The organism is Geodermatophilus saharensis, assembly GCF_900188205.1.
Classification (GTDB): Bacteria; Actinomycetota; Actinomycetes; order Mycobacteriales; family Geodermatophilaceae; genus Geodermatophilus; species Geodermatophilus saharensis.
The window spans coordinates 169,363-194,744 of sequence record NZ_FZOH01000004.1; the positions used below are offsets into that span (position 1 = coordinate 169,363).

General features: G+C 76.6%; 19 protein-coding genes and 1 riboswitch. Of the genes, 9 read left to right on the forward strand and 10 right to left on the reverse strand.

Features of this window, described 5'->3' with window-relative positions:
* Positions 1 to 2 precede the first annotated feature (2 nt).
* A complete protein-coding gene (locus CHC04_RS12195) occupies positions 3 to 2,063 on the reverse strand; it encodes a hydantoinase/oxoprolinase family protein (RefSeq protein ID WP_089404203.1) in 2,061 nt (686 codons plus the stop codon).
* On the reverse strand, positions 2,060 to 2,752 hold the full coding sequence (locus CHC04_RS12200; RefSeq protein WP_089404204.1) for a GntR family transcriptional regulator: 693 nt from the start codon (positions 2,750 to 2,752) through the stop codon (positions 2,060 to 2,062). The genes CHC04_RS12195 and CHC04_RS12200 overlap by 4 nt, the downstream gene beginning before the upstream one ends.
* Before the next feature lie 239 nt (positions 2,753 to 2,991).
* Here CHC04_RS12200 and CHC04_RS12205 point away from each other — a divergent pair, with 239 nt between their 5' ends.
* From CHC04_RS12205 to ilvA, 4 genes are all read left to right on the forward strand, one after another.
* Complete coding sequence (locus tag CHC04_RS12205) at positions 2,992 to 3,417, forward strand: nuclear transport factor 2 family protein (protein ID WP_176449971.1); 426 nt, start codon at positions 2,992 to 2,994, stop codon at positions 3,415 to 3,417.
* A 79-nt stretch (positions 3,418 to 3,496) separates the two neighbouring features.
* On the forward strand, positions 3,497 to 4,384 hold the full coding sequence (locus tag CHC04_RS12210; RefSeq protein WP_089404413.1) for an isocitrate lyase/PEP mutase family protein: 888 nt from the start codon (positions 3,497 to 3,499) through the stop codon (positions 4,382 to 4,384).
* 186 nt (positions 4,385 to 4,570) lie between these two features.
* Positions 4,571 to 10,579 carry a DUF3320 domain-containing protein gene (locus tag CHC04_RS12215; RefSeq protein ID WP_089404206.1) on the forward strand — a complete coding sequence of 2,003 codons (6,009 nt, stop codon included), beginning with the start codon at positions 4,571 to 4,573 and terminating at the stop codon, positions 10,577 to 10,579.
* Positions 10,580 to 10,726: 147 nt separating this feature from the next.
* The gene (gene ilvA, locus CHC04_RS12220; protein ID WP_245817146.1) at positions 10,727 to 12,016 is read left to right on the forward strand and encodes a threonine ammonia-lyase IlvA; all 1,290 of its coding nucleotides are present in this window, start codon (positions 10,727 to 10,729) and stop codon (positions 12,014 to 12,016) included.
* Between the two features lie 6 nt (positions 12,017 to 12,022).
* Here ilvA and CHC04_RS12225 read toward each other — a convergent pair whose 3' ends face one another.
* Positions 12,023 to 14,239: a SpoIIE family protein phosphatase gene (locus tag CHC04_RS12225; RefSeq protein WP_089404207.1), complete on the reverse strand. Its 2,217-nt coding sequence runs from the start codon at positions 14,237 to 14,239 to the stop codon at positions 12,023 to 12,025.
* Between the two features lie 10 nt (positions 14,240 to 14,249).
* A complete protein-coding gene (locus CHC04_RS12230; protein WP_217897329.1) occupies positions 14,250 to 14,600 on the reverse strand; it encodes an STAS domain-containing protein in 351 nt (116 codons plus the stop codon).
* 69 nt (positions 14,601 to 14,669) lie between these two features.
* On the opposite strand from CHC04_RS12230, the gene CHC04_RS12235 reads away from it, so the two are divergent.
* Positions 14,670 to 15,098: an ATP-binding protein gene (locus CHC04_RS12235; protein WP_089404208.1), complete on the forward strand. Its 429-nt coding sequence runs from the start codon at positions 14,670 to 14,672 to the stop codon at positions 15,096 to 15,098.
* A 21-nt stretch (positions 15,099 to 15,119) separates the two neighbouring features.
* On the opposite strand, the gene CHC04_RS12240 is transcribed toward CHC04_RS12235, so the two are convergent.
* From CHC04_RS12240 to CHC04_RS12250, 3 genes are all read right to left on the reverse strand, one after another.
* Positions 15,120 to 16,085, reverse strand: a complete 966-nt coding sequence (locus tag CHC04_RS12240; protein WP_089404209.1) for a TIGR03557 family F420-dependent LLM class oxidoreductase — start codon at positions 16,083 to 16,085, stop codon at positions 15,120 to 15,122.
* 95 nt (positions 16,086 to 16,180) lie between these two features.
* Positions 16,181 to 17,071 carry an ester cyclase gene (locus tag CHC04_RS12245; RefSeq protein WP_089404210.1) on the reverse strand — a complete coding sequence of 297 codons (891 nt, stop codon included), beginning with the start codon at positions 17,069 to 17,071 and terminating at the stop codon, positions 16,181 to 16,183.
* A 73-nt stretch (positions 17,072 to 17,144) separates the two neighbouring features.
* Entirely contained in the window at positions 17,145 to 19,259 is a 2,115-nt protein-coding gene (locus tag CHC04_RS12250; protein WP_089404211.1) for an ATP-binding protein, read from the reverse strand.
* 222 nt (positions 19,260 to 19,481) lie between these two features.
* Here CHC04_RS12250 and CHC04_RS12255 point away from each other — a divergent pair, with 222 nt between their 5' ends.
* Both CHC04_RS12255 and CHC04_RS12260 read left to right on the forward strand, forming a co-directional pair.
* Positions 19,482 to 20,639, forward strand: a complete 1,158-nt coding sequence (locus tag CHC04_RS12255) for an RtcB family protein (RefSeq protein ID WP_089404212.1) — start codon at positions 19,482 to 19,484, stop codon at positions 20,637 to 20,639.
* A gap of 26 nt (positions 20,640 to 20,665) precedes the next feature.
* Positions 20,666 to 21,565: an SMP-30/gluconolactonase/LRE family protein gene (locus CHC04_RS12260; protein ID WP_089404213.1), complete on the forward strand. Its 900-nt coding sequence runs from the start codon at positions 20,666 to 20,668 to the stop codon at positions 21,563 to 21,565.
* A 66-nt stretch (positions 21,566 to 21,631) separates the two neighbouring features.
* On the opposite strand, the gene CHC04_RS12265 is transcribed toward CHC04_RS12260, so the two are convergent.
* Together CHC04_RS12265 and CHC04_RS25290 are read right to left on the reverse strand one after the other, a co-directional pair.
* Entirely contained in the window at positions 21,632 to 22,288 is a 657-nt protein-coding gene (locus CHC04_RS12265; RefSeq protein ID WP_176449972.1) for a DUF4352 domain-containing protein, read from the reverse strand.
* Positions 22,289 to 22,531: 243 nt separating this feature from the next.
* Positions 22,532 to 22,663, reverse strand: a complete 132-nt coding sequence (locus CHC04_RS25290) for a hypothetical protein (RefSeq protein ID WP_281252228.1) — start codon at positions 22,661 to 22,663, stop codon at positions 22,532 to 22,534.
* A gap of 374 nt (positions 22,664 to 23,037) precedes the next feature.
* Positions 23,038 to 23,190, forward strand: a riboswitch (cyclic di-AMP (ydaO/yuaA leader).
* Positions 23,191 to 23,202: 12 nt separating this feature from the next.
* Between CHC04_RS25290 and CHC04_RS12270 the strand changes: the two genes are divergently transcribed.
* Both CHC04_RS12270 and CHC04_RS12275 read left to right on the forward strand, forming a co-directional pair.
* Positions 23,203 to 23,718 (forward strand): C40 family peptidase, encoded by a 516-nt coding sequence (locus CHC04_RS12270; RefSeq protein ID WP_089404215.1) that lies wholly within the window; start codon positions 23,203 to 23,205, stop codon positions 23,716 to 23,718.
* 56 nt (positions 23,719 to 23,774) lie between these two features.
* Entirely contained in the window at positions 23,775 to 24,686 is a 912-nt protein-coding gene (locus tag CHC04_RS12275) for a carbohydrate kinase family protein (protein WP_176449973.1), read from the forward strand.
* A gap of 74 nt (positions 24,687 to 24,760) precedes the next feature.
* On the opposite strand, the gene CHC04_RS12280 is transcribed toward CHC04_RS12275, so the two are convergent.
* Positions 24,761 to 25,264, reverse strand: coding sequence for a hypothetical protein (locus CHC04_RS12280; RefSeq protein ID WP_089404217.1), 504 nt, complete (start codon positions 25,262 to 25,264; stop codon positions 24,761 to 24,763).
* Positions 25,265 to 25,382 lie beyond the last annotated feature (118 nt).

The following is a 25,382-nucleotide window of genomic DNA, read 5'->3' on the forward strand; positions in this document are numbered from 1 at the left end:
GGTCAGCCCTCCGAGGGGGTGATCAGCAGGGACCCGGACGCGTGCACTTCCGCCGCGTGCCCGGGCAGGACGAGGGTGGTGGAGTCCATCTCGGTGACGATCGCGGGGCCGCGCACCACGTCCCCGGCCCGCAGCCGCGCCCGGTCGTAGACCGAGGCGGTCACCTGCCCGCCGCCGACGTGCACCGGCGCCTCGGTGACCAGCGCCCCCTTCGGGTCGCCGTCGCCCTCCTCGAGCCACACCGGGGCGACGTCGGGGCGCGGGCCGGTGACGGTGGCGCGGGCGTTGACCAGCTCGTGGTCGACGTCGAGGAGGAAGGAGAACAGCCGGTCGTGCTCGGCGTCGAAGGCCTTTCCCAGCTCGGCCAGCGCACCGTCGCCGTCGAGCCAGGCCGGGTCGACCTCCACGGGGATCTCGAAGCCCTGCCCGTGGTACCGGACGTCGACCTGGAACCCGACCCGCTGGTCGGCCCGCGCCAGGCCCTGGGCGGCCAGCCGCTCGCCGGCCTCGTCGGCGAGCTCGCGCAGGATCTGCCGGAGCTCGCCGTCGGTGAGCTGGCCGAAGCGGCGCAGCACGGTGCGGGCGGACTCGTCGCGCCGGCTGGTGGTGGCGTCGCCGAGCGCGCACAGCAGCCCGGGCCCCGGCGGGATGATCACCGGCCACGCCCCGGTCAGCTTCCCCAGCGCGTTGGCGTGCAGCGGGCCGGCGCCGCCGAAGGCGACCAGCGCGAAGTCGCGCGGGTCGAAGCCCTGCTGCACCGACACCAGCCGCAGCCCGCCGAGCATGTTCTCGTTGACGATGTCGACGATGCCCGCGGCCGCCGCCTCCGGGGAGTCCAGCCCCATGGCCTCGGCGACCTTGCCGACCGCCGCGCGCGCGGCCTCGACGTCGAGGGTGATCTCCCCGCCGGCCAGCGCCGAGGGCAGGTAGCCCAGGACGACGTTGGCGTCGGTGACCGTGGGCTCCACCCCGCCCTTGCCGTAGGCGGCCGGGCCGGGGTCGGCGCCGGCCGACTGCGGGCCGACCCGCAGCGCGCGGGTCAGCTCGGGCACGTGGGCGATCGAGCCGCCGCCGGCGCCGACGGTGCGGACGTCGACGCTGGAGGCCCGCACCGACAGGTCGCCGACCTTGGTCTCGCGGCCGATGCGCGGGGACAGGTCGCGCACCAGCGCCACGTCGGTGGAGGTGCCGCCCATGTCGAAGGTGATCAGGTCGCGGTGGCCGCACTGCTCGGCCACCCACACCGCGCCGGTCACCCCGCCGGCCGGGCCGGACAGCAGCATGGTCACCGGCGCGGCGACCGCGGCCTCGGCCGACTGCAGGCCGCCGTCGCTGCGCAGGATCGACAGCTCGCAGGCCACGCCGCCCTCGCGCAGCCCGTCGGAGAGGTGGCGGACGTACTTGTCCACCTGCGGCTGCACGTAGCCGTTGGCGACGGTGGTGAGCGTGCGCTCGTACTCGCGCAGCTCGGGGAGCACGTCGGAGGACAGCGACACCGGGACGCCGGGCAGCACCTCGCCGGCGATCTCGCGGATGCGGCGCTCGTGCGTCGCGTCGGCGAAGGAGTTGACCAGGCTGACGGCGAGGGCCTGCACGCCGCGGCCGGCCAGGTGCTGCAGCCGCGCGCGCACGTCGGCCTCGTCGAGCGGGCGCACCACCGACCCGTCGCTGGCGATGCGCTCGCCGACCTCGACGGTGTCCTCGAGGTCGGCCAGCGGCTCGGGCTTGGGCCAGATGATCCAGCCGGCCAGCCCGCCGGGGACGAAGGAGCGGGCGATCTGCAGCACCTGGCGGAACCCGCGGGTGGTGACCAGGCCGACCCGGGCGCCCTTGCCCTCGAGGATCGCGTTCGTGGCGACCGTGGTGCCGTGCAGCACCTGCGCCACCTCGCCCAGCGAGATGCCGGCGTCGGCGCACACCTTGCCGATGCCGTTGAGCACACCGACCGCCTGGTCGGCCGGGGTCGAGGCGGTCTTGGCGCGCCACGTCGCGCCGCTGTCCTCGTCCACGAGCAGGACGTCGGTGAAGGTGCCCCCGACGTCGACTCCGAGCCGGTAGCTCATGCGGTCTCCTCCTGGCGGATCGCGGTGGCGGTCATCTGCAGCCGGGCCGCGCGGACCATGACGGCGCGGGCGTTGGCGATGTGCGAGGTCATGACGGCGCGGGCCCACGCGGGGTCGCCGGCGCGCAGCGCGGCGACGATCTCGCTGTGGTGCGCCAGGCTGCGGCGCAGCGACGCCTCGTCGTAGGTGAGGAAGTTGCGGCGCACGATCGGTGGGTGGATGGCCGCGGCCAGCGCGGCGGCCAGCGCGGGGTGCGCGGCGAGGGCCACCAGCCGGTCGTGGAAGGCGCGGTTGAGCGGCACCAGCGCGTCGAGGTCCTGATCCGGCCCGGGCGCGCCGACCTCGTGCATCCGCCGGGCCAGGGCGTCGAGCTCCTCGACGTCGGCAGGGCGGGCCCGGGGCACGGCGTGCGCGGTCAGCTGCGGCTCGAGCACCGACCGCAGGTCGAACACGCCCTCGAGCTCGGCGACGGTCCAGGTGGCCACCCGGGCGCCGCGGTTGGGCACCACCTCGACCAGCCCCTCGGCGGCCAGCCGGGACAGCGCCTCGCGCACCGGCGTCCGGCTGACCCCCAGCCGGTCGGCCAGCTCGACCTCGCCGAGGCGCGCACCGGGCGCCAGGTCCCCGCCCATGATCAGCTCGCGCAGCGCGGCCAGCGTCCGCTCGGCGGACGTCTGCGGACGTGTCACAGCTCACATCCCTCGTCGGATTGCATGCAAAGTAGGGGTTCGGCGCAGGACGCACAAGAGGGCGACCGGGGATGGAACGGAGCAGTTCACGAGGTTGCGATCCGTGTCGCCGGGAGTGCAAACTGCTTCCGCCGATGACGCCCTCGGGTCGGCGCTGTATGCAACGGCCGTGTCGGCGTCCCCTGCCGGCACCTGCGGCCGGACCGCCCGGCCGACCTCCCAGGAAGCGAGGACAGGTCATGGTCACTGCAACGCTGACGCGTCCGGCCGACCAGGTCGCCACCTACGGGTACCTGGTCAACCTGGTGGAGCGGTACTTCTCGTGCGTCGACGCCAACGACCTCGACGGCGTGCTCGACTGCTTCACGGAGGACGCGGAGCTGACCATCCAGTCCGCCCACTCGACGCACCGCGGCCGCGACGAGGGCCTGCGGCAGATGTACGAGGACCTGTTCAAGACCTACGAGCCGCGGATGCGGCACATCCACTTCACCCACGTGGCCGACCCGGCCAACAACCGGATCGCCTCGCAGTTCACCGTCGAGCTGACCGACACCGACGGCACCGAGACCACCCTGACCAACTGCAACTTCTTCTACCTGGAGGGGCTGCGCTTCCACCGGGTGTTCGTCTACATGAGCGACGGCGTCAACGTCCTGCACTGAGCACCCGTCCCTGACACGTCCCGCCGGCCGCGTGCGCCCCGCCGCGGCCGGCGGGGACCGCACGCCCGAGGAGGCCGTCGTGGGGAATCTGCTGGGGAACGGCCCGGCTCCGCGGGCCCGGCTGCGCGAGCTGCTCGCCGGGCCGGGACCGCTGGTGGCGCCGGGCGCCTACGACGCCCTGTCGGCCCGGCTGGTCGAGCAGGCCGGCTTCGACGCCGTCTACATGACCGGCTTCGGGACGACGGCCTCGCTCATCGGCCGCCCCGACGTCGGGCTGCTCACCGGCGCGGAGATGGTCGACAACGCCCGGCGGATCGCCGCGGCCGTCGACGTGCCGGTCGTCGCCGACGCCGACACCGGCTACGGCAACGCGCTCAACGTCGTCCGCACGGTGCAGCTCTACGAGCAGGCCGGGGTGGCCGGGATCCAGCTCGAGGACCAGGTCATGCCCAAGAAGTGCGGGCACATGACCGGCAAGGCGCTCATCGGCGCCGACGAGATGGCCGGCAAGATCCGCGCGGCCGTCGCCGCCCGCCGCGACCCTGACCTGGTGATCGTCGCCCGCACCGACGCGGTCGCCGTCAGCGGCACCGACGACGCCCTGGAGCGGGCCCGGGCCTACGCCGACGCCGGCGCGGACCTGCTCTTCGTCGAGGCGCCCACCACCGAGGCCGACGTCGAGAAGGTGGCAACGGCGCTGGCCGGCGTGGCGCCGCTGGTGTTCAACTGGGCCGAGGGCGGCCGCACGCCCCCGCTGTCGCTGCAGCGGATGACCGAGCTGGGGTTCGCGCTGGTCATCTACCCGATCGGCACGCTGCTGGCGGCCACCGCGGGGATGCGCTCACTGCTGGCGGCGCTGCGGGCGCAGGGCGTCCCGCCGCTGGAGGGGCTGCCGTCGTTCGGCGAGTTCACCGACCTCGTCGGCCTGCCCGAGGTGCAGGACCTGGAGCAGCGCTTCGGCGTCTGACGAAGGACCCCGTCCTCCTCACCCCTCGCACGCTCGGGGTGAGCCTCGGGACGGGGCCGTTCCGGCACCTCACCATCGGCAGCCGCGCCAGGGCGCGGGACAACGTCTCGGCGCTCCTGTCACACCCGCCCCAGACGCTCGCGGCGATGACCGGACCGGTCCGTCCGGGCCGGTAGACAGAGCGCCGTGAGCACCACCGACGCCCGGCCGCATCCGCACGACGGTGCCCCCCGGGTGGCCGTGGCGATCACCGCCACGAGCACCCCGGTGCTCTCCCACGCCCTCGCCCACAACCGCGTCCCGGTGGTCTCCCGGCTGGCGTTCGCCACCCACGGCACGGCGGTGTCCGGTGCGCTCGTCCGCATCGGGGTGCGCGACGCCGAGGGCCCGATCGGGCGCCCGGTGGAGCTGACCGTCGACCTCGACGCCGACGCGACGACGGTGCTCAGCGACGTCGACCTGGTCGTCGACGCCGCGGCGGTGCTGCAGATCGAGGAGCAGCGACCGGGCGTCATCGAGATCGACGTGACCGTCGACGGCGCCGACGTCGGCGGCACCGCCGTCCCGGTGCAGGTGCTCGCCGCCGGCCAGTGGCTGGCCGCTCCGCTGCCCCTGGCGCTGGAGATGCTCGCCGCGCACGTCCTGCCCAACCACCCGGCGGTCGGCGCGCTGCTGGAGGAGGCCGCCGCGCTGCTCGGGGACCGCACCGGCGCCCCCTCCCTGGAGGGCTACGCGGCGGGCCCGGAGCGGGTCGACGAGGTGGTCGCCGCGGTCGCCGCCGCGGTGCGCGCCCGCGGCGTCCGGTACGGCGAGGCGGCCGCGGACTGGGCGCACATCGCGCAGAAGGTGCGCACCCCCGGCGACGTCCTCGACGGGCGGGTCGGCACCCCGCTGGACACCACCGTCGTGCTCGCCGCCGCGCTGGAGGCCGCCGGGGTGCGCACCCTGCTGTGGCTGACCGAGGGGATCGGCGGGGGGGTGGGGGCAGGACACGCGTTCCTCGGGTACTGGCGGGAGGAGCGCAGCGCGGAGAGCGCCGCCACCACCGACGTCGCGCCGCTGGCCGACCTCGTCGACCTCGGCCTGGTGCGGCTGGTGGAGACGACGCTGCTGACCAGCCGTGAGCCGGCGGAGCCCGACGCCGAGCAGCTGCACCGCGCCGCCCGCGACGCGTGGCTGGCCGGCGGCCCGGACCGGGTGCTGGGCGTCACCGACGTCCACCGCGCCCGCCGCGACGGCATCCTGCCGCTGCCGGCCCGCACCCGCGGGCCCGGCGGGGCGCTGCAGGTGGTCGAGTACCGCCCGCCGGCCGCGCGCCCGGCGGGCCGCCACGCGGCTCCCGCCCCCGGCGCGCGGGCCGGCGTGCCGGCGCGGGTGCGGCAGTGGCAGGACGACCTGCTCGGCCCCGCGGCGCGTGACCGGCTGCTCCACCTCCCCGAGGGGGCGGGCCTGCCGCTGGTCGTCCCCGGCCTCTACCTCGCCACCCTCACCGAGCTGCTCGCCGAGGAGGGCGGGGTCGCGCTGCTGCCCAGCGACCGGCTCGTGGTCTCCGGCGCCGAGGGCGGCGTGCGCTCGGCCCGGGGCCTGCCGGTCGGCGTGCTCGGCGAGGTGCTGCACGAGCGGCGCGCCGTGCACGCCGACGTGACCGACGGCGGCTACCTGCCGCGGCTGCGCGGGCTCGCGCACCGGTCGCGCACCGCCCGCGAGGAGACCGGCGCCGGCGACCTGCACCTCGCCGTCGGCACCCTGGCGTGGGAGCAGGACGGGCGGCGGCTGCGCTCGCCGCTGGTCCTGCTGCCGGTGGTCCTCTCCCCCGACGGAGACGGAGACGGAGACGGCTACCGGCTGACCGCCGACCCCACCGCCGGCGCGAGCCCGAACGGGCTCCTGCTCGACGAGCTGCGCCGGGCGCACGGCCTGACCGTCCCCGGGCTCGACCCCGTCGACGGCACGGACGTCGACGGCGCGCTCGACGCGGTCCGGCAGGCGCTGGCCGAGGCGGGCCTGCCCTTCCGCGTCGAGGCCACCGCCGACCTCGCCCTGCTGCGGCCGGCCGGGCACCGCCGGTGGCGTGACCTGGACGCGTCGTGGGCCGAGCTGACGGCCGCACCGCTGGTCGACCACCTGGCGCGCGCGGCCGCCGCACCGTTCCGCGACCCGGTGCCGGCCGCGGCGGTCGACGTCGACCTCGACGAGCTGGCCGCCCGCTGCCCGCTGCCCGCCGACTCCTCCCAGCTGCGCGCCGTCGCCGAGGGGGTGGCCGGCCGCACGTTCGTGCTGGAGGGCGCGCCGGGCACCGGCAAGTCGCAGACCGTCGTCAACCTGGTCGCCCGCGCCGTCGCCGAGGGCAGGCGGGTGCTGGTCGTCGCCGCGAAGCGGGCCGCGCTCGACGTCGTCGCCCGCCGGCTGGAGGCGGTCGGCCTGGGCGGGGCCACCCTGCCCCTGCACGACGAGCGCGCCCGCCCCGCCGAGGTGCGCGCCCGCGTCCTCGCCGCGCTCGACGGCGTCCCGCAGGAGCCGGCGGACGGCGGCGCGGCCGACGACGGCGCCGCGGACCTCGCCGACCTGCGCGCCGCCCGCCGGACCCTGGCCCGCTACGCCGACCGGCTGCACGCGCCCAACGCCGCGGGCCTGTCCTGCTACTCGGCGCGCACCGCGCAGCTGGCCCTCGGTGACGGCGTGCCGCCGCTGCCGCTGCCGCCGGCCTTCGCCGCCGCGGCGCCGGCGGAGACGATGGCCGCGGTGCGCCGCGCGCTGGCGCTGCTGCCCGACGTCGCCGACCTCGTCCGGCCCTCGCCGCGGCACCCGTGGGCCTTCGTCGACACCGCCGAGGTCGACCTGCGCGCCGCCCACGCCGCCGCCTGCGCCGTCGACGCCGCCATGCGGGCGCTGCCGGCCGAGGAGCACCTGGCGCGGGCGCTGCGCGAGGTGCGCACCCCCGGCGACCTCGACGACCTCGCCCACCTGCTCGCCGGCCCGCCGGTGGGCCTCGACGTCCTCGACGAGGTGCCGACCGCCCGCTGGACCGCGGCGACGACGGCGGTGCTCGCCGAGGTGGCCGCGTTCACCTCCGCCGTCCACCCCGGCCTGGAGCTGGCCACGCCCGAGGCGCTGGCGCTGCCGCTCGCGGACCTCTACGTCGCCGCGCAGACCGCGCAGGCCGCCCGCACCTGGGCCCGCCGGCAGGGACTGCGCGCGGTGCGCGACCAGCTGGCGCCGGTGCTGCGGCCGGGCGTGACCGTGAAGCTCGGCGACGTCCCGGAGCTGACCGCGTCGCTGTGGCGGCTGCAGACCGCCGCCGCCGGCCTCGCCGCCCGCGCCGCGGTGATCCCCGGGCTGTCGGTGCCGGCCGGCTGGAACCCGCTGCTCGACCCCACGGTCCTCGACGGGCAGGTGGCCTGGCTGCGGCGGGCCGGCGCGGTCGTCGACAGCGCCCGCGGCTTCGCCGTCGCCCTGCGCCGCCACGTCGTCGCCCGGCCCGGCACCGACGCCGCGGCCGCGACCGCGGTGCGGCGGCTGCGCGACGAGCTCGACCGGCTGCTGCGCGTCTGCCGCAGCACCCCGGCGCGGCTGGCCGAGTGGTGCGGTGACGACGGCGTGCTGCTGCGCTGGGCGATGACCCGCCCGGAGCGCGGCGTCGAGCACAGCGGGCTGATCTCGCTGCGGCGGTGGGCGGAGTTCCTCGACACGCTCGAGCCGCTGCGCGCGGCCGGTCTGACCGAGGCCCGCGCCGCGCTGGTCAGCGGCCGGCTCCCCGCCGAGGACGCCACCCGCGCGCTCGAGCACGGCCTGGCGGCCGCCTCGGCGGCCGAGCGCCACGCGGCCACCGGCCTCGACGCGTTCGACGCGGACGCGCACGACCGGGCACTCGCCCGCCACACCGCTGCCTCCCGCGCGGTGCGCCGCCGGCTCGTCGCCGCGCTGCCCGCCGCCGTCGCGGCCCGCCGTCCGGAGGAGGGCGAGCGGGTCGCCGCTCTCCGGCGCGCGCTGGACCCCACCGACGACGCACCGGGGGTGCGGGCGCTGCTCGCCGGGCACGGCGACCTGGTCACCGCGGTGCTGCCGTGCGTGCTGGCCGGCCCCGACGCGGTCGCCCGGTTCCTGCCGGCGCGGGCCGGCCTGTTCGACCTCGTGGTGGTCGACGAGGCCTCCCAGCTGCGGGTCGCCGACGCGGTCGGCGCGCTGGGCCGGGCCCGCGCGGCCGTGGTGGTCGGCGATCCCCGGCAGCTGCCCCCCGCGCCGCCGGCCGAGTCCGGTCCCGCGGCCGGCGAGGACCTGCCCGGCCTGCCGGGCACCGCCGTCGAGGACGCGGAGTCGGTCCTGTCCGAGTGCCTGCGCGCGGGCGTGCCGCGGCACCGGCTGTCCTGGCACTACCGCAGCCGCGACGAGTCGCTGTTCGCGTTCAGCAACGCCCACTACTACGGCAACCGGCTCTCCTCGTTCCCCGCGCCCGCGGCCGGGCGGCCCTCGGCCGACGTCGGCGGGCACGGGATCTCGCTGGTGCGCGTGCAGGGCACCTTCCACCGCACCGGCGCCGGCCGGCTGCTGCGCACCAACCCGATGGAGGCCAAGGCCGTCGTCGCGGAGATCCGCCGCCGCCTCGACGCCGACCCGGACGCGGTGCCCTCGATCGGCGTGGTCACCTTCACCGCCCAGCAGCGGGCCTACGTCGAGTCGCTGCTGCGCGACGCCGGCGACGAGCGGCTGACCGCGGCGCTGGAGCGCACCGACGGCGAGGGGGTCTTCGTCAAGGACATCGAGGACGTGCAGGGCGACGAGCGCGACGTCGTGCTGCTGTCGACCGCCTACAGCGCCGACGACCGCGGCGTGCTGCCGCTGAACTTCGGCCCGCTCAACCGGGCCGGCGGCGAGCGGCGGCTCAACGTGGCGATCACCCGCGCCCGCCGGCAGGTCGTCGTCTTCACCTCCTTCGACCCCACCGCGCTGCGCGCCGAGCAGACCTCGTCGCTGGGCGTCAAGCACCTGCGCGCCTACCTCGACCTGGCCGCGCTGGGCACCGACGCGCTGCCGCGGGAGGCCCGGGCACCGCGGGTCCCCGACCGGCACCGCGAGGAGATCGCCGCCGCACTGCGCGGGCGCGGGCTGGGGGTGCGCACCGACGTCGGCCTGTCCGACTGCCGCGTCGACCTGGCGCTGGCCCGCGCCGACGCCCCGGACACCCCGGTCGTCGCCGTGCTGCTCGACGGCCCCGCCTGGGCCCGCCGGCCCACCGTCGGGGACCGGGACGGCCTGCCCGCCGAGGTCCTCTCCGGGGTGCTGGGCTGGCCCGCGGTCGAGCGGGTGTGGCTGCCCGCGTGGCTGCGCGACCGCGAGGCCGTGCTCGACCGGCTGGTCGCCGCGGTGGCCGCCGTCCCGGCGCCGGCCGCCGCTCCCCCGGCGCTGTCCGTGGTGGAGGACGTGCCGGCCGCCGAGCCCACGCCCGTTCCCGATCCGGCGCCCGGCTCAGGACCGGCGGCGCGCGTTCCGGTGCTGCGGTCGGTCGCCTCGGCCGCCGTGGCCGCGCTGCCGGCGCCCCGCCCCCTGCCCGCCCCGGCCACCGACGAGCCCGCCCCGGTGACGCCGCCGGTGACGCTGAGCGTGGTCCCGCCGGTCCCGGAGGAGCCGCCGGCCGACGAGGCGACCCCCGCGCCGGTCGAGCAGCGGTTCCGCACCTGGGCGCCCAAGCCGGCCGGTGACCGCAAGGTCCTCGACGGCCTCGTCGACCCGCGCAACGCCCGGCTGGTCACCCGGGTGCTCGCCGCCGGCCTGCGCGCCGAGGGCCCAGTGCACCGCGACCGCCTGGTCCGGCTGGCCGCCGGCGCCTTCGGCCTGACCCGGGTCGGCGAGGCCCGGCGCGACGCGCTCCTGGCGCTGCTGCCCGCGCACACCCTCGACGGCGACGTCGTCTGGCCGGCGTCGCTGGACCCGGCGACCTGGACGGTCTACCGCCGCCAGAGCGCCAGCAGCGTCCGGCCGCTGGAGCAGGTGCCGGCGCAGGAGGTCGGCAACGCGATGGTCGCGCTGTGCCGCGAGGCCGGCGGCCTGGGCCACGACGAGCTGTTCCTGCGCACGGCCGAGGTGTTCGGCTACCGCCGCCGCACGCCGTCGCTGGCCCCGCTGCTGACCGCGGCGCTCGACCGCGCGGCCGCCTCCGGCCGGCTGACCGTGCACGACGACGGCCGGGTCACTGCCTGACGAAGGGCCCTCCTGCCCCCGCCACTCGCACGCTCGCGGCGGGACCCTGCAGGAGGGCCGCCGCGCGCAGTCGTGCTCTGCACACACCTGTGTGCAGAGCACGACTGCGCGCAGGAGCACCCCACGGGGCAGGGAGGATGGACGGCCGTGAGCACCACCGTGGCGCCGGAGCTGGCCCGCTTCCCCGCCGCCGTGCGCGACGCCGTCGGCCGGCTGGCCGGGGTCGCCGAGCGCACCCCGCTGCAGCGCAACGAGCGGCTCTCCGCGCTCACCGGCGCCGACGTGTGGCTCAAGCGGGAGGACCTGCAGGTCGGCCGCTCCTACAAGGTCCGCGGCGCCTACAACACGATCAGCGGCCTGGACGCCGCCGCCCGCGCCGCGGGGGTGGTCTGCGCCAGCGCCGGCAACCACGGCCAGGGCGTCGCGCACGCCTGCCGCGTGCTCGGCGTGCGCGGTGCGGTGTTCGTGCCCGGGACCACCCCGCGGCAGAAGCGCGCCCGCATCCGCGCGCTCGGCGGGGACGTCGTCGACCTCGTCGTCACCGGCGACACCTACGACGACGCCGCCGCGGCCGCCGCCGCGCACGCCGCCGGCACCGGCGCCACGCTGGTGCCCGCGTTCGACGCGTGGCCGGTCGTCGTCGGGCAGGCGACGGTCGCCGTCGAGGTGCTCGAGCAGCTCGGCCGTGTCCCCGACGTCGTCGTCCTGCCGGTCGGCGGCGGCGGGCTGCTCGCCGGCTGCGGGACCTGGCTCGCGCAGGCGAGCCCGGGCACCCGGCTGGTCGGCGTGGAGCCCGCCGGGGCGGCCGGCATGGCCGCCGCGCTCGCCGCCGGGGCGCCGGTGGAGCTGCCGGCGATCGACACCTTCGTCGACGGCGCGGCGGTGCGCCGGGCCGGCGACGTGACCTTCCCGCTGGTGCGCGACTGCGGCGCCGAACTGCTCGCGGTGCCCGAGGGCCGGATCTGCACCGAGATGCTCGACCTCTACCAGGTCGACGGCGTCATCGCAGAGCCCGCCGGCGCCCTGGCCACCGCCGCGCTGACCGGCGGCACCGTGCGGGTGGAGCCCGGGCAGACCGTCGTGTGCCTGCTCTCCGGCGGCAACAACGACGTGAGCCGCTACGCCGAGGTCATCGAGCGGTCGCTGGTGCACCAGGGCCTCAAGCACTACTTCCTGGTGGAGTTCCCGCAGGAGCCCGGCGCGCTGCGCCGGTTCCTCGACGACGTCCTCGGCCCCGACGACGACATCGTGCTGTTCGAGTACGTCAAGCGGGACGACAGGGAGACCGGCGCCGCGCTGACCGGCATCGAGCTGGGCAGCGCCGACACCCTGCCCGGCCTGCTGGGGCGGATCGAGGCCAGCCCGCTGCGCATCCAGCACCTCGACCCCGACTCCCCCGCCTACCGCTACCTCGTCCGCGGCGGGGTCCCGGGCTGAGCCGGCTCAGACGCGGGCGAGCCCGACCACGGTGACGTCGTCGGTGCCGGCCGGGTCGAGCGTGGCGACCACCGCGTCGACGACCTCCTGCGGACCGCCCTCGGCGGCGAGGGCCGCGTGCCGCAGCGCCTCCAGCCGGTCGGGCAGCGGGCGGTCGCGGCGCTCGACCAGGCCGTCGCTGTAGAGCAGCAGCCGCTCGCCGGCGCCCAGCCACAGCCGCGCCTGCGGGTAGTCGGCGTCGTCGAGCAGCCCCAGGGCCGGGCCGCGGCCGTCGCCGACCAGCTCGGCCGAGCCGCCGGCGGCGTGCACGGCCGGCAGGTGCCCGGCGCTGGCCAGCGCCAGCTCGCCGCTGGCCGGGTCCAGCCGGGCCACCACCGCGGTGGCCATCTCCCCGGGCAGCAGCGTGGTGACCAGCCGGTTGAGCTCGGCCAGCGCGGCGGCCGGCCCCTCGTCGCGCAGCAGCGCGGCTCGCAGCGCGTGCCGCAGCTGGGCGGTCACCGACGCGGCGGACAGCCCGTGCCCGGCGACGTCGCCGAGCACCACGGCCAGCCGCCCGCTGGGCAGCGGCACCAGGTCGTACCAGTCCCCGCCGACGACGTCGGCCTCGCTCGGCCGGTACCGCGCACCGAGCGCGACGCCGGGCACCTTCGGCAACTCCTCGAGCAGCAGGGTGCGCTGCAGCGCGGTCGCCAGCCGGTCGTCCTCGCCGGCGCGGGCGAGCACCGCCTCCCCGAGGTGGCGCGCCAGCGACCGGGCGGCGGCGACCTCGTGCCCGCGCCACGGCCGGGCGGTGCCGCGGACGGTCTCGGTCCAGCGGTCGAACGAGCGCCGCGGCGACAGCCGGCCGTCGGTGACCTTCGACGTGCGCGGGTCGCCGCCCCAGCTGACCTCGCGCGGCGTCTCCGGGCGGAACCAGGCGAGGTAGTCCCCGCGGCCGCCGCCGACCTCGACGGCGAGCACCCCGCTGGCGTCGGCGGCGAGGTCGGTGAAGCCGGGCAGGTCGAGGGTCAGCCGGTCGGTGGCGCCACCGGCGCGCAGCACCGCCGGCACGAGCGCGGCGACCCGGTCGGCCGGGGGCGTCGTCCCGAGCAGGTGCAGCCGGCCGTCGAGCCGCACCGCGGCACCCGCGGCCGGCAGCAGGTCCAGCGCGGTCACCTCGCCGTCGACCAGGGCCGCGGCGGGCGCGCGCGGGCTGCGGCCGACGGCGCCGGCGAGGTCGGCCTCGCGCCGGGCCACCGCGACGACGGCGTCGCGGTCGGCGGCCTCGACGGCGGTGTGCAGCAGCAGCGAGGCGGTGCGGCCGAGGAACTCCGCGGCGGTGCGGTCGGCGTACGAGGGCCGGTGCGGGCCGCTGTAGGAGTGGCACGCGACCAGGCCCCACAGCGTCCCGCGGTCGATCAGCGAGACCGACATCGACGCGGTGACGCCCATGTTGGCCAGGTACTCGAGGTGCACGGGCGAGACGCTGCGCAGCACTGCACCCGACAGGTCCAGCGGCGCCCCGGTGCCGGGCACGACCGGTGGCACGAGCGGCACCGGCGTGTAGCCGGCGTCCGGGATCAGCCGCAGCCAGTTCGTCGCGTACAGCGCGCGGGCCTGGGCGGGGATGTCCCCGGCCGGGTAGTGCAGGCCGAGGAAGGGCTCGAGGTCGGCCCGCCGGTCCTCGGCGACCACCTCGCCGTTCCAGTCGGCGTCGAAGCGGTAGACCATCACGCGGTCGAACCCGGTCAGCGCGCGCACCTCGCGGGCGAGCACGCCGGTCAGCCCCTCGAGCCTGGTGGGCGCGGACAGCCGCTGCAGCACCCTCGGCAGCCGCCGGTGCCAGGCGGCGCCGGCCTGCCCGGCACCGGCGACCGGCTCCCACTCGGTGACCAGCAGGCCCCCGCTGCGGGAGAGCACCAGGTCGGCCTCCCGGCCGCCGACGGTGACCTGCAGCGGATCGGCCTCGGCCAGGTCGCCGGCCAGCGCGGCGCGCAGCCGGTCGAGCTCGGCGGGGGTCAGCAGGTCGGCGAGGGTCGCCCCGGAGGGGTCGGTGCCCAGGACGTCGGCGGCGTTGGCCGAGGCGACGACGACGGCGAGGTCGGGCTCGGTGACCGCGAGCAGCGCGCCGTGCGGCTGGATCGCGCCCGGGACGGCGATCGGCTCCTGCGCGCAGCGGGCGAGGGCGTCACCGTCGACCAGTCGGCCGAGCGGGTCGGGTGCTGTCGCGGGCGGCCGGGTCACCCCGCCGACCCTACGACCCGACCTCCCCGTCGGTCAGGCTCGCCGACTCGACCACCGGCACCAGGCGCTGCAGCTCCAGCAGGTCGATGACCAGGCGGACCGCCTTGTTCTCCCGCGGACACACCACCTGCAGCGAGGTGCCGGCCTCGGCCGCCCGGCGGGCGGCGCGGACGAGCTGGCGGGCGCCGGAGGAGTCCATGAACACGGTGTCGGTGAGGTCGATGACCAGCGACCGCGGCCCGGCGGCGAGCTCGGCGTCGACGCACTGGGCCAGTTGGGGCACCGTCGCGATGTCGAGCTCACCGCGTACCCTCAGCGCGGGTCGCCCGTGTCCCGCAGCGCGGTGGACGGCGAACTGCACGATCGGGCTCCCTCTGCCACGGACACGGACCCAGGGAGCGTAACGCGGCGTCGGAGAGGGGGGCTCGGCGTGGACATCTCGTTCACCGTCCGGCTGCCCGTCGACGTCGACAGCGTGCCGTTCGTGCGGGGGCTGTGCCGCCAGGCGCTCGACCACCTGCACGTGGCCCGGCCGGTGGTCGAGGAGACGACGCTGGCGCTCACCGAGGCCTGCGCCAACGTCGTCCAGCACGCCGGGGAGCACGCCGAGTACGAGGTGTCGGTCGCGATCGACAACAGCCTGTGCCGGATCACGGTGGTCGACGACGGGTCCGGCTTCGACCGGGCCGAGGCCGAGAGTCGGGCCGGGCTCGACGGCGACGGCGGCGCGGGCGTGCGGCTCATGCAGGCGCTGGTGGACTCGCTGTCCTTCCGCCGCGACGCCGAGGGCCGGCACCGGGTCAGCCTGGAGAAGCGGCTGTCCTCGCGCCCGTCGCTGCGGCTGCTCGACGGCGACTGACGCACCGCGCCGCCGCCGTCGTCAGGAGGCCTTCAGGTTCCTGACCTGCTCGAGGAGCCCCCCGGCGCAGGCGTCGATGAAGCCGTCGGGGTCGGGGCCGGCGTTCTGCAGCACGATGTGGTCGAAGCCGGCGTCGAGGTAGGGCTGCACCTGCTGCAGGTGCTTCTCCGGGTCAGGGCCGCAGGAGAACCGCTGCCGGATGTCGTCGGGCTTGACCGTGGCGCTGGCGGCGTCGAAGTTGACCGGGTTGGGCAGCTCGCTCATGACCTTCCAGCCGGTGAGCGCCCAGCGGCTCTTCTCCAGGGCCTCCTGCACGGCGGACTCCTCGTCCCGCGCCCACGACATCGGCACCTCGGCGTAGCGCGGCCCGTCGCCGCCGGCGTCGCGGTAGGCGGCGACGAGGTCCTCGCGCGGCTCGGTGGCGAACAGCCCGTCGCCGTGCTCGGCGGCCAGCCGGCTGGCGTTCGGCCCGCCGCTGGCCACGGCGATCACCGGCAGCTCGTCGGGCAGGTCGAAGACGCGCGCGTCCTCCAGCTGCAGGTGCCTGCCCTCGTAGGTCTGGTAGCCGCCCTGCCAGAGCAGCTTGATGATCTCCAGCGCCTCGGTGAGCATCTGGTGGCGCACGTGCACGGCCGGCCAGCCCTGGCCGACGACGTGCTCGTTGAGCCGCTCGCCGGCGCCGACGCCGAGGGTGAAGCGGTTGCCCGAGAGGATCTGCACCGTCGCCGCGGCCTGCGCGATGACCGCCGGGTGGTACCGGATGATCGGGCAGGTCACGCCGGTGACCAGGCCGATCCGCTCGGTCCTCGCCGCCATCGCGCCCAGCAGCGACCAGGTGAACGCGCTGTGCCCCTGCGTGTCGAGCCACGGGTGGAAGTGGTCGCTCATCTCGACGAAGTCGAAGCCGGCCTCCTCGGCCCGCACCGTCTGGCGGATGACCTCCTGGGGCCCGAAGGCCTCGGTGGCGAGCTTCAGTCCGACCTGCATGTCCTCGTCCTCCCTGTGGGGCCGCTCCCAAGCGGGCTGCCCGACGGCGGCGGAACGGAAACGGCACGCCGGGGTCCGCCCTGGGAGCGGCGCCCTCACAGGTAGGCGGACACGCGGACCTCGCCACCGCAGCGGCAGGCGGCGGTCGCGGCGCCGGCGGGGAAGCGCACCCGCCCACCGCAGCCGGGACACCGCGCCCACTGCGGGTTGAGCCGGTGCGGGACCCAGATGCCGGTGGAGCCGCCGGTGCCGAAGCCGTCCTCGACCCGCGCCACGGCGTCCCGGTGCGGCCGGGCGGCGGCCACCGCGCGCTCCGCCGCCTCGGGGCTCGCCCAGGCGGTGAAGGTGTGCCCCCGGCCGGACCCGTTGGTCGCCACGATCCCCAGGAAGTCCGGGTCGCCCGCGAGGGCCTCGACGATCGCACCGGTGCGGGCGTTCAGCTCGTCCTCCTCCCCCTCCCGCACCGCGATGGTGGTCATCGCGAGGGCGCCGGGCACCTGCGTGCGGCCGAGCTCGGTGCGGGCGGAGAACCCGAACCGCACCGGGGGTGCGTCCCCGGGCACGACCAGCGCGCGCAGCCCGAGCTGCTCGGCGAAGGTCTTCTGGTCGAAGTACCCGACGACGCTGGTGATGCCGGTGTCGTCGACGGTGATGACGTCGATCCCGGGCAGGTCGCACCGGGCTCCGGTCGGCTGCGGCAGCCCCGGCAACGGGCCGGTGTTGGTGCCCTGCAGGCGCCACCGGGCGAACACCCGGTTCCCGTCGACGGCGAGGTCCTCACCGGCGAAGACCAGGTCGGGGAAGGCGGCGACCAGGCCGGCCACCATCCCGGCGACCGCCGCCCGGGGCAGTGGCACGGGCAGCGTGGGGTCGAGGTAGGTGCCGTCCTCGGCGAAGCAGGCGGCGACCTCCGCCCCGTCGTGGGCGTTCCAGGCACGGGTGTAGCGCTCGGCCGTCTCGGCGGCCAGCAGCGACGTCGGGACCATGTGTCTCTCCCCTCGAGTCCGACGCCAGGGACGGTGCCGCCGGGCGGTGCTCACCCACCAGCCCGCCGACTGCTCACCCCTGCCCACCGGTGCCCGCCCGGCCGCGGCACGCCGCGGACCGGGCGTCGAGCTCCTGCTGCCACAGCCGCGCGGCGACCCGCTGCACGCCCCCGGCGAGGTGACGCCGGTACGTGCTGAAGGGGACGCCGAGCAGCTCCGCGGCCCGCTCCTGGGTGGGCGCCGGCCGCACGTACGTCCGGTCCACGGCGCGGTACAGCCTGTCGCCGTCCGGTTCCCGGCGCAGGGCGTCGACCGCCTCGCCGACGACGTCGACGAGGCGGTGCACGGCCGGCTCGTGGCCCCGGACCAGCCGGGAGCCCAGCAGCGGGTTGCCGGCGAGGGCCTCCGGCCGCGGCAGGGAGCGCAGGGCCGCCCGCACCGCCGCGGTGAAGGCGGCCTCGTCCAGCAGCGGCGCGGGCAGGGGCGCGGCCGCGGCGGCCGCCGGGTCGAAGGAGCCGCCGACGAGGCGCTGGCCCAGCACGTTGAACCACGCCCGCACCGACCGCGCCCGCCAGTCGTGGGCGAACAGGGTCTCGCGGCGCCCGCCGACCTCGGCGTCCACGGCCCGGGCGTGGTCGACGTGCGCGAAGTGCGGGGTCCAGAGGTCGGCGTCGCGGAACGTGCAGAACGTCCACGCCGCGCCGTCGGCGACCCAGCCCGCCGAGGTGCGCACCGACATGAGGGTGGTGACCGGCGAGGGGCGCTCGTGGCGGTCGGGGTCCTCGAGGAACCGCGCGATGCCGATCCGCTCGCCCGGGCCGACCGGGCCGGCGCGGTCGGTGTGCGCCCACGCGGCGGCCACCACGGGATCGGCGCGGACCTCGTCGTCGTCCCGGGTGTCCAGCAGCAGCCAGGCGCCGACGGCGACCGGCTCGGTGCGGCCGGCCGGGCGGTAGACCCGGAAGGCCTCGGGCCGGCGGGCCAGCCAGAAGCGCGCCACGGCCGCGCTCGCGGGTCCCTCGGCGCGCTCGACGAGCGCGAGCAGCCGCTCGGCATCTCCCGGGCGCGGCCGGTCCTCCCACACCGAGTCGGTGTCCTCGCACGGCAGGTAGCGGGCGAACGACGGCTCGCTGCGCTGCAGGTAGTACAGCTCGTGGACGGCCCGGAGCAGTTCGGTGCCGCGGCTGCGCAGGATCCGCCCCACCACGTGCCGGCGCACCCGCCAGTTGAGCTCGACGTGGGCCCGGGGGTCGCGCCAGCGGAGGTCGGCGTCGACGACGTCGCGCACGAGGTCGTGCGGGTGCAGTCCCGACCGGCCCTGGGTGACGAAGGACAGGCCGCGCAGCCAGGTGAACAGCGCGCCGGCGTCGTCCACGTCGAGGGCGGCGCGCAGCAGCTCCTCGGTGGTCGACTCGGCGTGCGCGCACACCTGCAGGGCGCGGCGGTGGTCCGGGCCGGGGACGGTGCTGACGAAGCGCTCCACCAGCCGCGCGACGACGTCGGCCGCGCCGGCCTCCCAGCCGCCGTCGCCGTCACCGTCGACCTCGGCGGCCAGGGCCAGCGCGAGCGGGTGACCGCGGCCGAAGGCGAGGACCTGCTCGTGCCGCTCGCGCGGCAGGCCGCGGGCGGTGAGGAACGCCCGGGCCTCGGCGGGTGAGAGCGGGTCGAGGGGCAGCACGCGGGCGAGGCCGTGCCAGCCGGGGTCGGCGGTCCACCCGGCCGCGGGGCGGTCGCGGCCGGCGACGACGACCAGCGCGTCCCCCGGCAGCCGCGGCAGCAGCGACTCCCGGATCCAGGGGTCGAGCGGGGCCAGCCGCTCGTAGGTGTCGACCAGCAGGACCGGTCGCGGCCCCTCGGCGAGTGCGGTGACCGGGTCGGCGTCGTCCGGCAGGTGCAGCGCCTGCCGCAGCGCGGCCTCGACGCCCTCCGACGACACCGGTACGTCGCGGCCGTCGAGGCGGAGCACCCGGGCGCCCTCGCGGCGCGCGGTCTCGGCGTACCGGTCGAGCAGCGCGGACTTCCCGATCCCGCCGGGACCCCACAGGAACAGCAGCGCGACGGCGTCGTCGGACAGGGCGGCCCGGAAGGCCGCCAGCTCCCGCTCCCGGCCGGTGAACAGCCGCTCGCGCTCCCGGCGCAGGCGCTCGCCGAGGGTGGTGCCCCGCGAGCGGTCGGGAGACCCGTCCATGCGCCCGTCGCCTCGCTCGTCCCGGTCACGACTGGGGAGGACGACGCTACCGGCGGTGACCGCGCCTCCCAAGCCGTTCGCTCACCACCGCGACCGTGCGGCGGGGTCCGCGGACCGGCGTCGGGGTAATCGGCTCGCGGCGCGCGAGCCGAGCGCGTCCGCTGCACCGGCCCACCGACGCACCGCGGGGACCGGGCCCCGCACAGGAGAAGAAGAAGGACCATGGAGCAGATCACCGAACGCCTGCTCAACTGGGCGTCCATCCTCGAGCCGGCCACCCGGGAGCAGGCCGAGCGCACCGCCTCGATGCCGTTCATCCACCCGCACGTGGCGCTCATGCCCGACGCGCACCTGGGGCTGGGGGCCACGGTCGGCTCGGTCATCCCCACCGACGGGGCGATCATCCCGGCCGCGGTCGGGGTGGACATCGGCTGCGGGATGATGGCGGTCCGCACCCAGTTCACCGGCGACGACGTCCGCGGCCGGAACCTGGCGACGCTGCACGGGCAGATCGCGCGGGCGATCCCGCTGTCGGCCGGCCGGTACAACCGGAAGCTCCGCGACACCGCGGCCGTGCGCGCGGAGGAACTGCGGGCGATGCCCGGGGCCGACCAGGCCGACGGCGCGGCCTCGAACTGGCCGCTGCAGCTGGGGTCGCTGGGCTCGGGCAACCACTTCATCGAGGTCTCCCTCGACGAGGCCGACCGGGTCTGGCTGTTCCTGCACTCCGGTTCGCGCGGGGTGGGCAACCGGCTGGCGCAGCGGCACATCCGGGTGGCGCGGGACCGCTGCGCCGGCACGGACCTGCCCGACCGCGACCTCGCCTACCTCGAGGAGGGCGAGCCGGAGTTCGCCGCCTACATCGAGGCGCTGCACTGGGCGCAGCGGTTCGCCGCGCTCAACCGCGAGGAGATGATGGACCGCGTCGCCGAGCAGGTCTCCCGGTTCCTCACCGAGGAGGTCCGGCGCGAGCAGGTGGTGCAGTGCCACCACAACTACACCGAGCGGGAGACCCACGCCGGCCGCGAGGTGTGGCTGTCGCGCAAGGGGGCGATCTCGGCGCGGCGGGGTCAGTGGGGGCTGATCCCGGGGTCGATGGGCGCGGCGTCCTACGTCGTCGTCGGCCGGGGGAACCCGGAGTCGCTGACGTCGGCGCCGCACGGTGCCGGCCGGGCGTTCTCGCGGACCGCCGCGCGCAAGCAGTTCAGCCGGGCCGACCTCGACCGGCGCATGGCGGGCATCGCCTGGGGCCGCTCCGACGCGTTCCTCGACGAGCACCCGGACGCCTACAAGGCGATCGACGTCGTCATGGCCGACGCCGCCGCCCTGGTGGAGATCCGGCACACGCTGCGCCAGGTGGTCAACGTCAAGGGCGACTGAGTCCTCCCCGGGCCCTACGGTGGCTCATGGCCGAGCGCGCGATCAGGACGGTGCTGACCGGCGGCGGGTTCTTCGAGGGCCCGCGCTGGCACGACGGCACGTGGTGGGTGTCGGACTTCTACCGGCGGACGGTCAGCCGGGTGACCGCCGACGGCGACGAGACGGTGCAGTTCGAGGTCCCCGGGCAGCCCTCGGGCCTGGGCTGGCTGCCCGACGGGTCCCTGGTCGTGGTCTCCATGAGGACCCACGAGCTGCTGCGGTGGGACGGCTCGTCGCTGACGCCCCACGCCGACCTCTCGGAGCACTGCGGCGGGCACCTCAACGACCTCGTGGTCGACGACGCCGGGCACGTCTTCGTCGGCGACTTCGGCTTCGACCTCATGGGCGGCGGGACGCCCACGGCCGCGTCGATCAAGCGGGTCGACCCCGACGGGACGGTGTCCGTGGCCGCCGACGGGCTGCGGTTCCCGAACGGCTCGGTGATCACCCCCGACGGCGGCACGCTCCTCGTCGGGGAGAGCTTCGGCAACCGCTACACCGCGTTCGACCTCGCGCCCGACGGCTCGCTCACCAACCGCCGGGTGTGGGCCTCCCTCGGCCCCGAGGTCACCGGGCGCACCACCGAGGAGGCGCTCGCGCAGCTCGTCGTCGCGCCCGACGGCTGCACCCTCGACGCCGAGGGGCGCGTCTGGGCGGCCGACGCCGTGGGCGGCCGCGTCGTGCGGGTGGCCGAGGGCGGGGAGATCCTCGACGCCGTCGCCGCGCCCGAGGGGCTGGGCGTGTTCGCCTGCATGCTCGGCGGCGAGGACGGCCGGACGCTGCTCATGTGCGCGGCGCCGGACTTCCTCGAGCACAACCGCGCGCCGGCCCGAGAGGCGGTGCTGCTGGCCACGGAGGTCGACGTCCCCCACGCCGGCCGACCGTGATCTTCAGCCGGAATCACTGCAGGGGGTCCCGCCGGCACGGCGGAACCCCCTGCAGTGGTGTCGTGGTCAGCCCAGGGCGACCGTGACGCCGCCGGAGAACATGGAGTCGTGCAGCTCGATCGAGCTGGGCACCATGCCCGCCGGGACGTCGAAGACCACCTTGCTGGCGAGCGTGTTGCCGGGGTTGATCTCCTCGTACAGCGACGAGGACTCCGGCAGGTAGAACGCGGCCTCGGTGTCGGCGCTGAACTCCTGACCCTCCGCGTTGAAGAGCTTGGCGTTGTCACCGAGGAAGCTCTGCGCCTCGCTGCCGATGTTGGTGACCGCCAGGTCGACGATGCAGAACTGGCCCTGCGCCTGCTCGTTCAGGTACTCGCTCCCGATCGAGGTCTGGCTGCAGTCGACGCCGTTGACGACGAACTGGAAGTCGCCGTCGAGGGCGGGCTGGCCGATGCCGACGCTCGCCTCGTCGGCTGCCGACTCGCCCGAGGTGGCCGGTTCGTCGGCCGGTGCGGCAGAACCGTCAGCCGGGGCCGAACCGCCGGTCGTCGCCGCGTCCCCACTGGTGGAGGAGTCACCCGACGAGTCGCCGCCCTTCGGCGCCACGATGGCGATGACGGCGATCACCGCGAGGACGATGAACCAGGCCCTCTTGTAGAACGGCTTCTTGGCCGGGGCGGGAGCCGGCATGGGCTGCTGCGGAACCGGCGGAGAGTAGGTCATGACATCCCCCGAGGGTGAGAGCCCGGGGCGGAGGATGGCTGCACTCACGACGTGCCGCGTCGCCTCCGGGCGTGACGGTGGCACCCTGACACGCTCTCGTGTCGGAACTGGCAAAAGCCGGAACCGAGTCGTCCTCATGACTCACTACGTCCCCACCGGTCGCCCCCGACCCGCGGGTGGTCCGGAGACGCACCACGCCCCCCGTCCCGGGTGTGGGACGGGGGGCGTGAGGAGCGGTGTGGCTCAGTAGGCGCGACCGCTCGTCCCGCGCTTCTTGTTCTTGCTCTGGTAGTCGCGGATGAACTGCTTGATCTTGGCCTGGTTCTGCGGCTTCTGGAGCTCCTGCACCACCTTGGCGGCGACACCCGAAGCCACGAGCTTCCTCAACATCCCCACGGGGTCCTCCTCTGTCGGTTGCCTGTCCGGTGCCCCGTCAACGTGCGGTGCAACCGTGGGGATCCCGGCGCCTGGGCTCCCCCGTGCGTGGCGGGCCGCTGACGGCGCGTGCAGACGCACCGTTGCGTCCTTTCTCTTCCCGCCCGGCGTGTCCGCGACGGCGCGTCGGCGGGAGGACGGCGGGGATCCCGGTGTCCGTGCTGGTCGGAGCCGGTGTCCCGTCTCGCGACCGGTGTCAAGTCCCGGGAGCCGGTCCGGGCGTGGCGGACCCCCGGTCCGGTTGAGGGGTCCGGGACCCCTCCCTACCGTCGTCGCGGTCCGGCCAGGGTCCTCCGTCACGCCCTGTGTGACACCCGCCGGACACGCCGAACCGGGCACCGGCACGAGAGCCGGTACCCGGGCCGGGGACCCACCGCAGTCCTGGGGTGGAGCGCGATCCGTCGCGCCGGGCGACTCCCCCGTCCGAACCCGTCAGCTAACCCGGTAGGCGGCCGTGGAGAACAGGAGAACCGTCGTCGATGACGACTGCACGCACGTCCACCACCCGCCGCTCGTTCCGCGGCATCGCCGTCGCCGCCATCGCCGGAGCCGGCATCGTCCTCTCGCCCCTCCCGGCCTCGGCGAACTCGGGTGGTGGGACGGCGACCGCGACCGTGGCCGCCGCCCCGGCGGTCGCCCCCAACGCCGCGGCCCAGGTCGCCGTGGACACCGCGCTCGCCCAGGTCGGTGACCCGTACGTCTACGGCGCCACCGGTCCGAACGCCTTCGACTGCTCGGGCCTGACCAGCTTCGCCTACAAGGCGGCCGGCATCTCGATCCCGCGCACCTCGAAGCTCCAGTCGACCTTCGGCACCGCGGTGGCCAAGTCCGACCTGCAGCCGGGTGACCTGGTCTTCTTCTACAGCCCGGTGTCGCACGTGGGCATGTACATCGGCAACGGCCAGATGGTCCACGCCTCGACCGCCGGCAAGCCGGTCGCCGTCGTCGACCTCGACTCGATGCCGAGCTACGCGGGCGCCCGCCGCGTCGCCTGACGCACCTCAGGCAGGGTGCCCCGGCCGGCCTCCCCGGCCGGGGCACCCTGGTTGCCGTGGACCACGGGACCGACCCCGGGTGGCCCCGGCGCGCCGGCTCCGGTCCGGTCGTGGCGGTGGGCAAGCTCGTCGCCGACCAGCTGCTCGAGCTCAGTGAGCCGCTGCGGGCGGGGAGTCAGCAGCGGGTGGTGCGGACGACGACGGCGGGCGGGGCGCCGGCCAACGTCACGGCGACCCTGACCCGGCTCGGCACCCCGGCGCGGCTGGCCGGGTGGGCCGGGGCGGACCCGCTCGCCGACACGCTGCTCGCCGGCCTGGCCGCGCGGGGCGTGCAGACGGCGGTGGTCCGCCGCGGCCGGGCGCCGCTGTCGACGGTCCTCGTCCACCCCGACGGCGAGCGGACGCCGCTCACCGACCGGGGTGAGGGCGGCCTGACGCCGGACGACGTCCGCGCCGGGTGGCTCGCCGACGCCGCCGTCGTCCACCTGGACGGCTACGACCTGCTGCGCTTCCCGGACGCGCTGATGACCGTCGCCTCCCTCGCGCGCGACGCCGACGTGCCGGTCAGCGCCGACGTCGCGGCCGCGGCGCGGATCGAGCGGCACGGGGTCGAGGCCTACCGCGAGCTGCTCACCGGGCTGCGGCCGGACCTCCTGTTCTGCAACGCCGCCGAGGCCGCGGTGCTGGGTCTGCTCGGCGACCCGCCCCCGTGGGCGCCGCCGCTGGTCGTCGTGCACACCGGCGCACGCCCCACCCGGGTGCTCACGCCGGCGGGTGTGTGGCAGGTGCCGGTGGCGCCGCTGCCCGAGGGGCGGCTGCGCGACACGACCGGCTGCGGTGACGCCCTCGCCGCCGGGGTGCTGGCCGGCTGGCGCGCCGGGGAGCCGGTGCTGGCCGCGGTCCGGACCGGGCACGAGGCGGCCGCGGTGGTCGCCGGCGTGCTCGGCGGCCAGCCCCCGCCCCCATAAGTGCCTTTATCGCGATATCGGCACTCCTCCAGGCCGGCAGCCGGTCCCTCGGGTGCTCGCCGTGGGCCTGGGGATCACATCCCGCAGACCGACTCGGCCACCATCGCCACGAACTCGTGCGCCTGGTCGTCGGAGACGGAGGGGAACAGCCGCTCCACCCCCTCGGCCATCCGGAACTGGTCGTACTCCGGCTGCCCCAGGCGGACGCAGATCCCCTCGGCGAGGACCCAGCCGGTGTGCGGGTCCAGCGGGATGCCGATCCGCTGCACGGCGTCCGCGAACTCCTGCGGGACCTCCGGCGTGGGCGCCGCCGCCTCGGCCGTCGTCGCAGCGGGTGCCGTCACCGGCAGGCTGCTCGGCGGCGCGCCCGGCGACGTGCTCGCCACCGGGGTCGCCACCGCCCGCTCCGCGGTGGCCGCGTCCTCGGGCCCGTCCCACGAGGCGAGGAGCAGCGCCGTGACGACCGCGGCGACCACGAGCGCGCTGACGGCGGCCAGGAGCACGGGCCTGCGGCGGTCGGTGCGCGCCGGGCGGTGGGCGTGCCGGTGCCGGTCGGGAGGGACGGGGTGGTCGGTCATGTGCGCGGACCCCCGGGGAACTCGACGAGGTCGCGGGTGCCTCCGCTGCCGTCGGGGGTCACCCGTGCGAGGCGGGGAGCCTACGCGCCGGAGGCCCGCTCCGGTCCCCCCGCGGGCC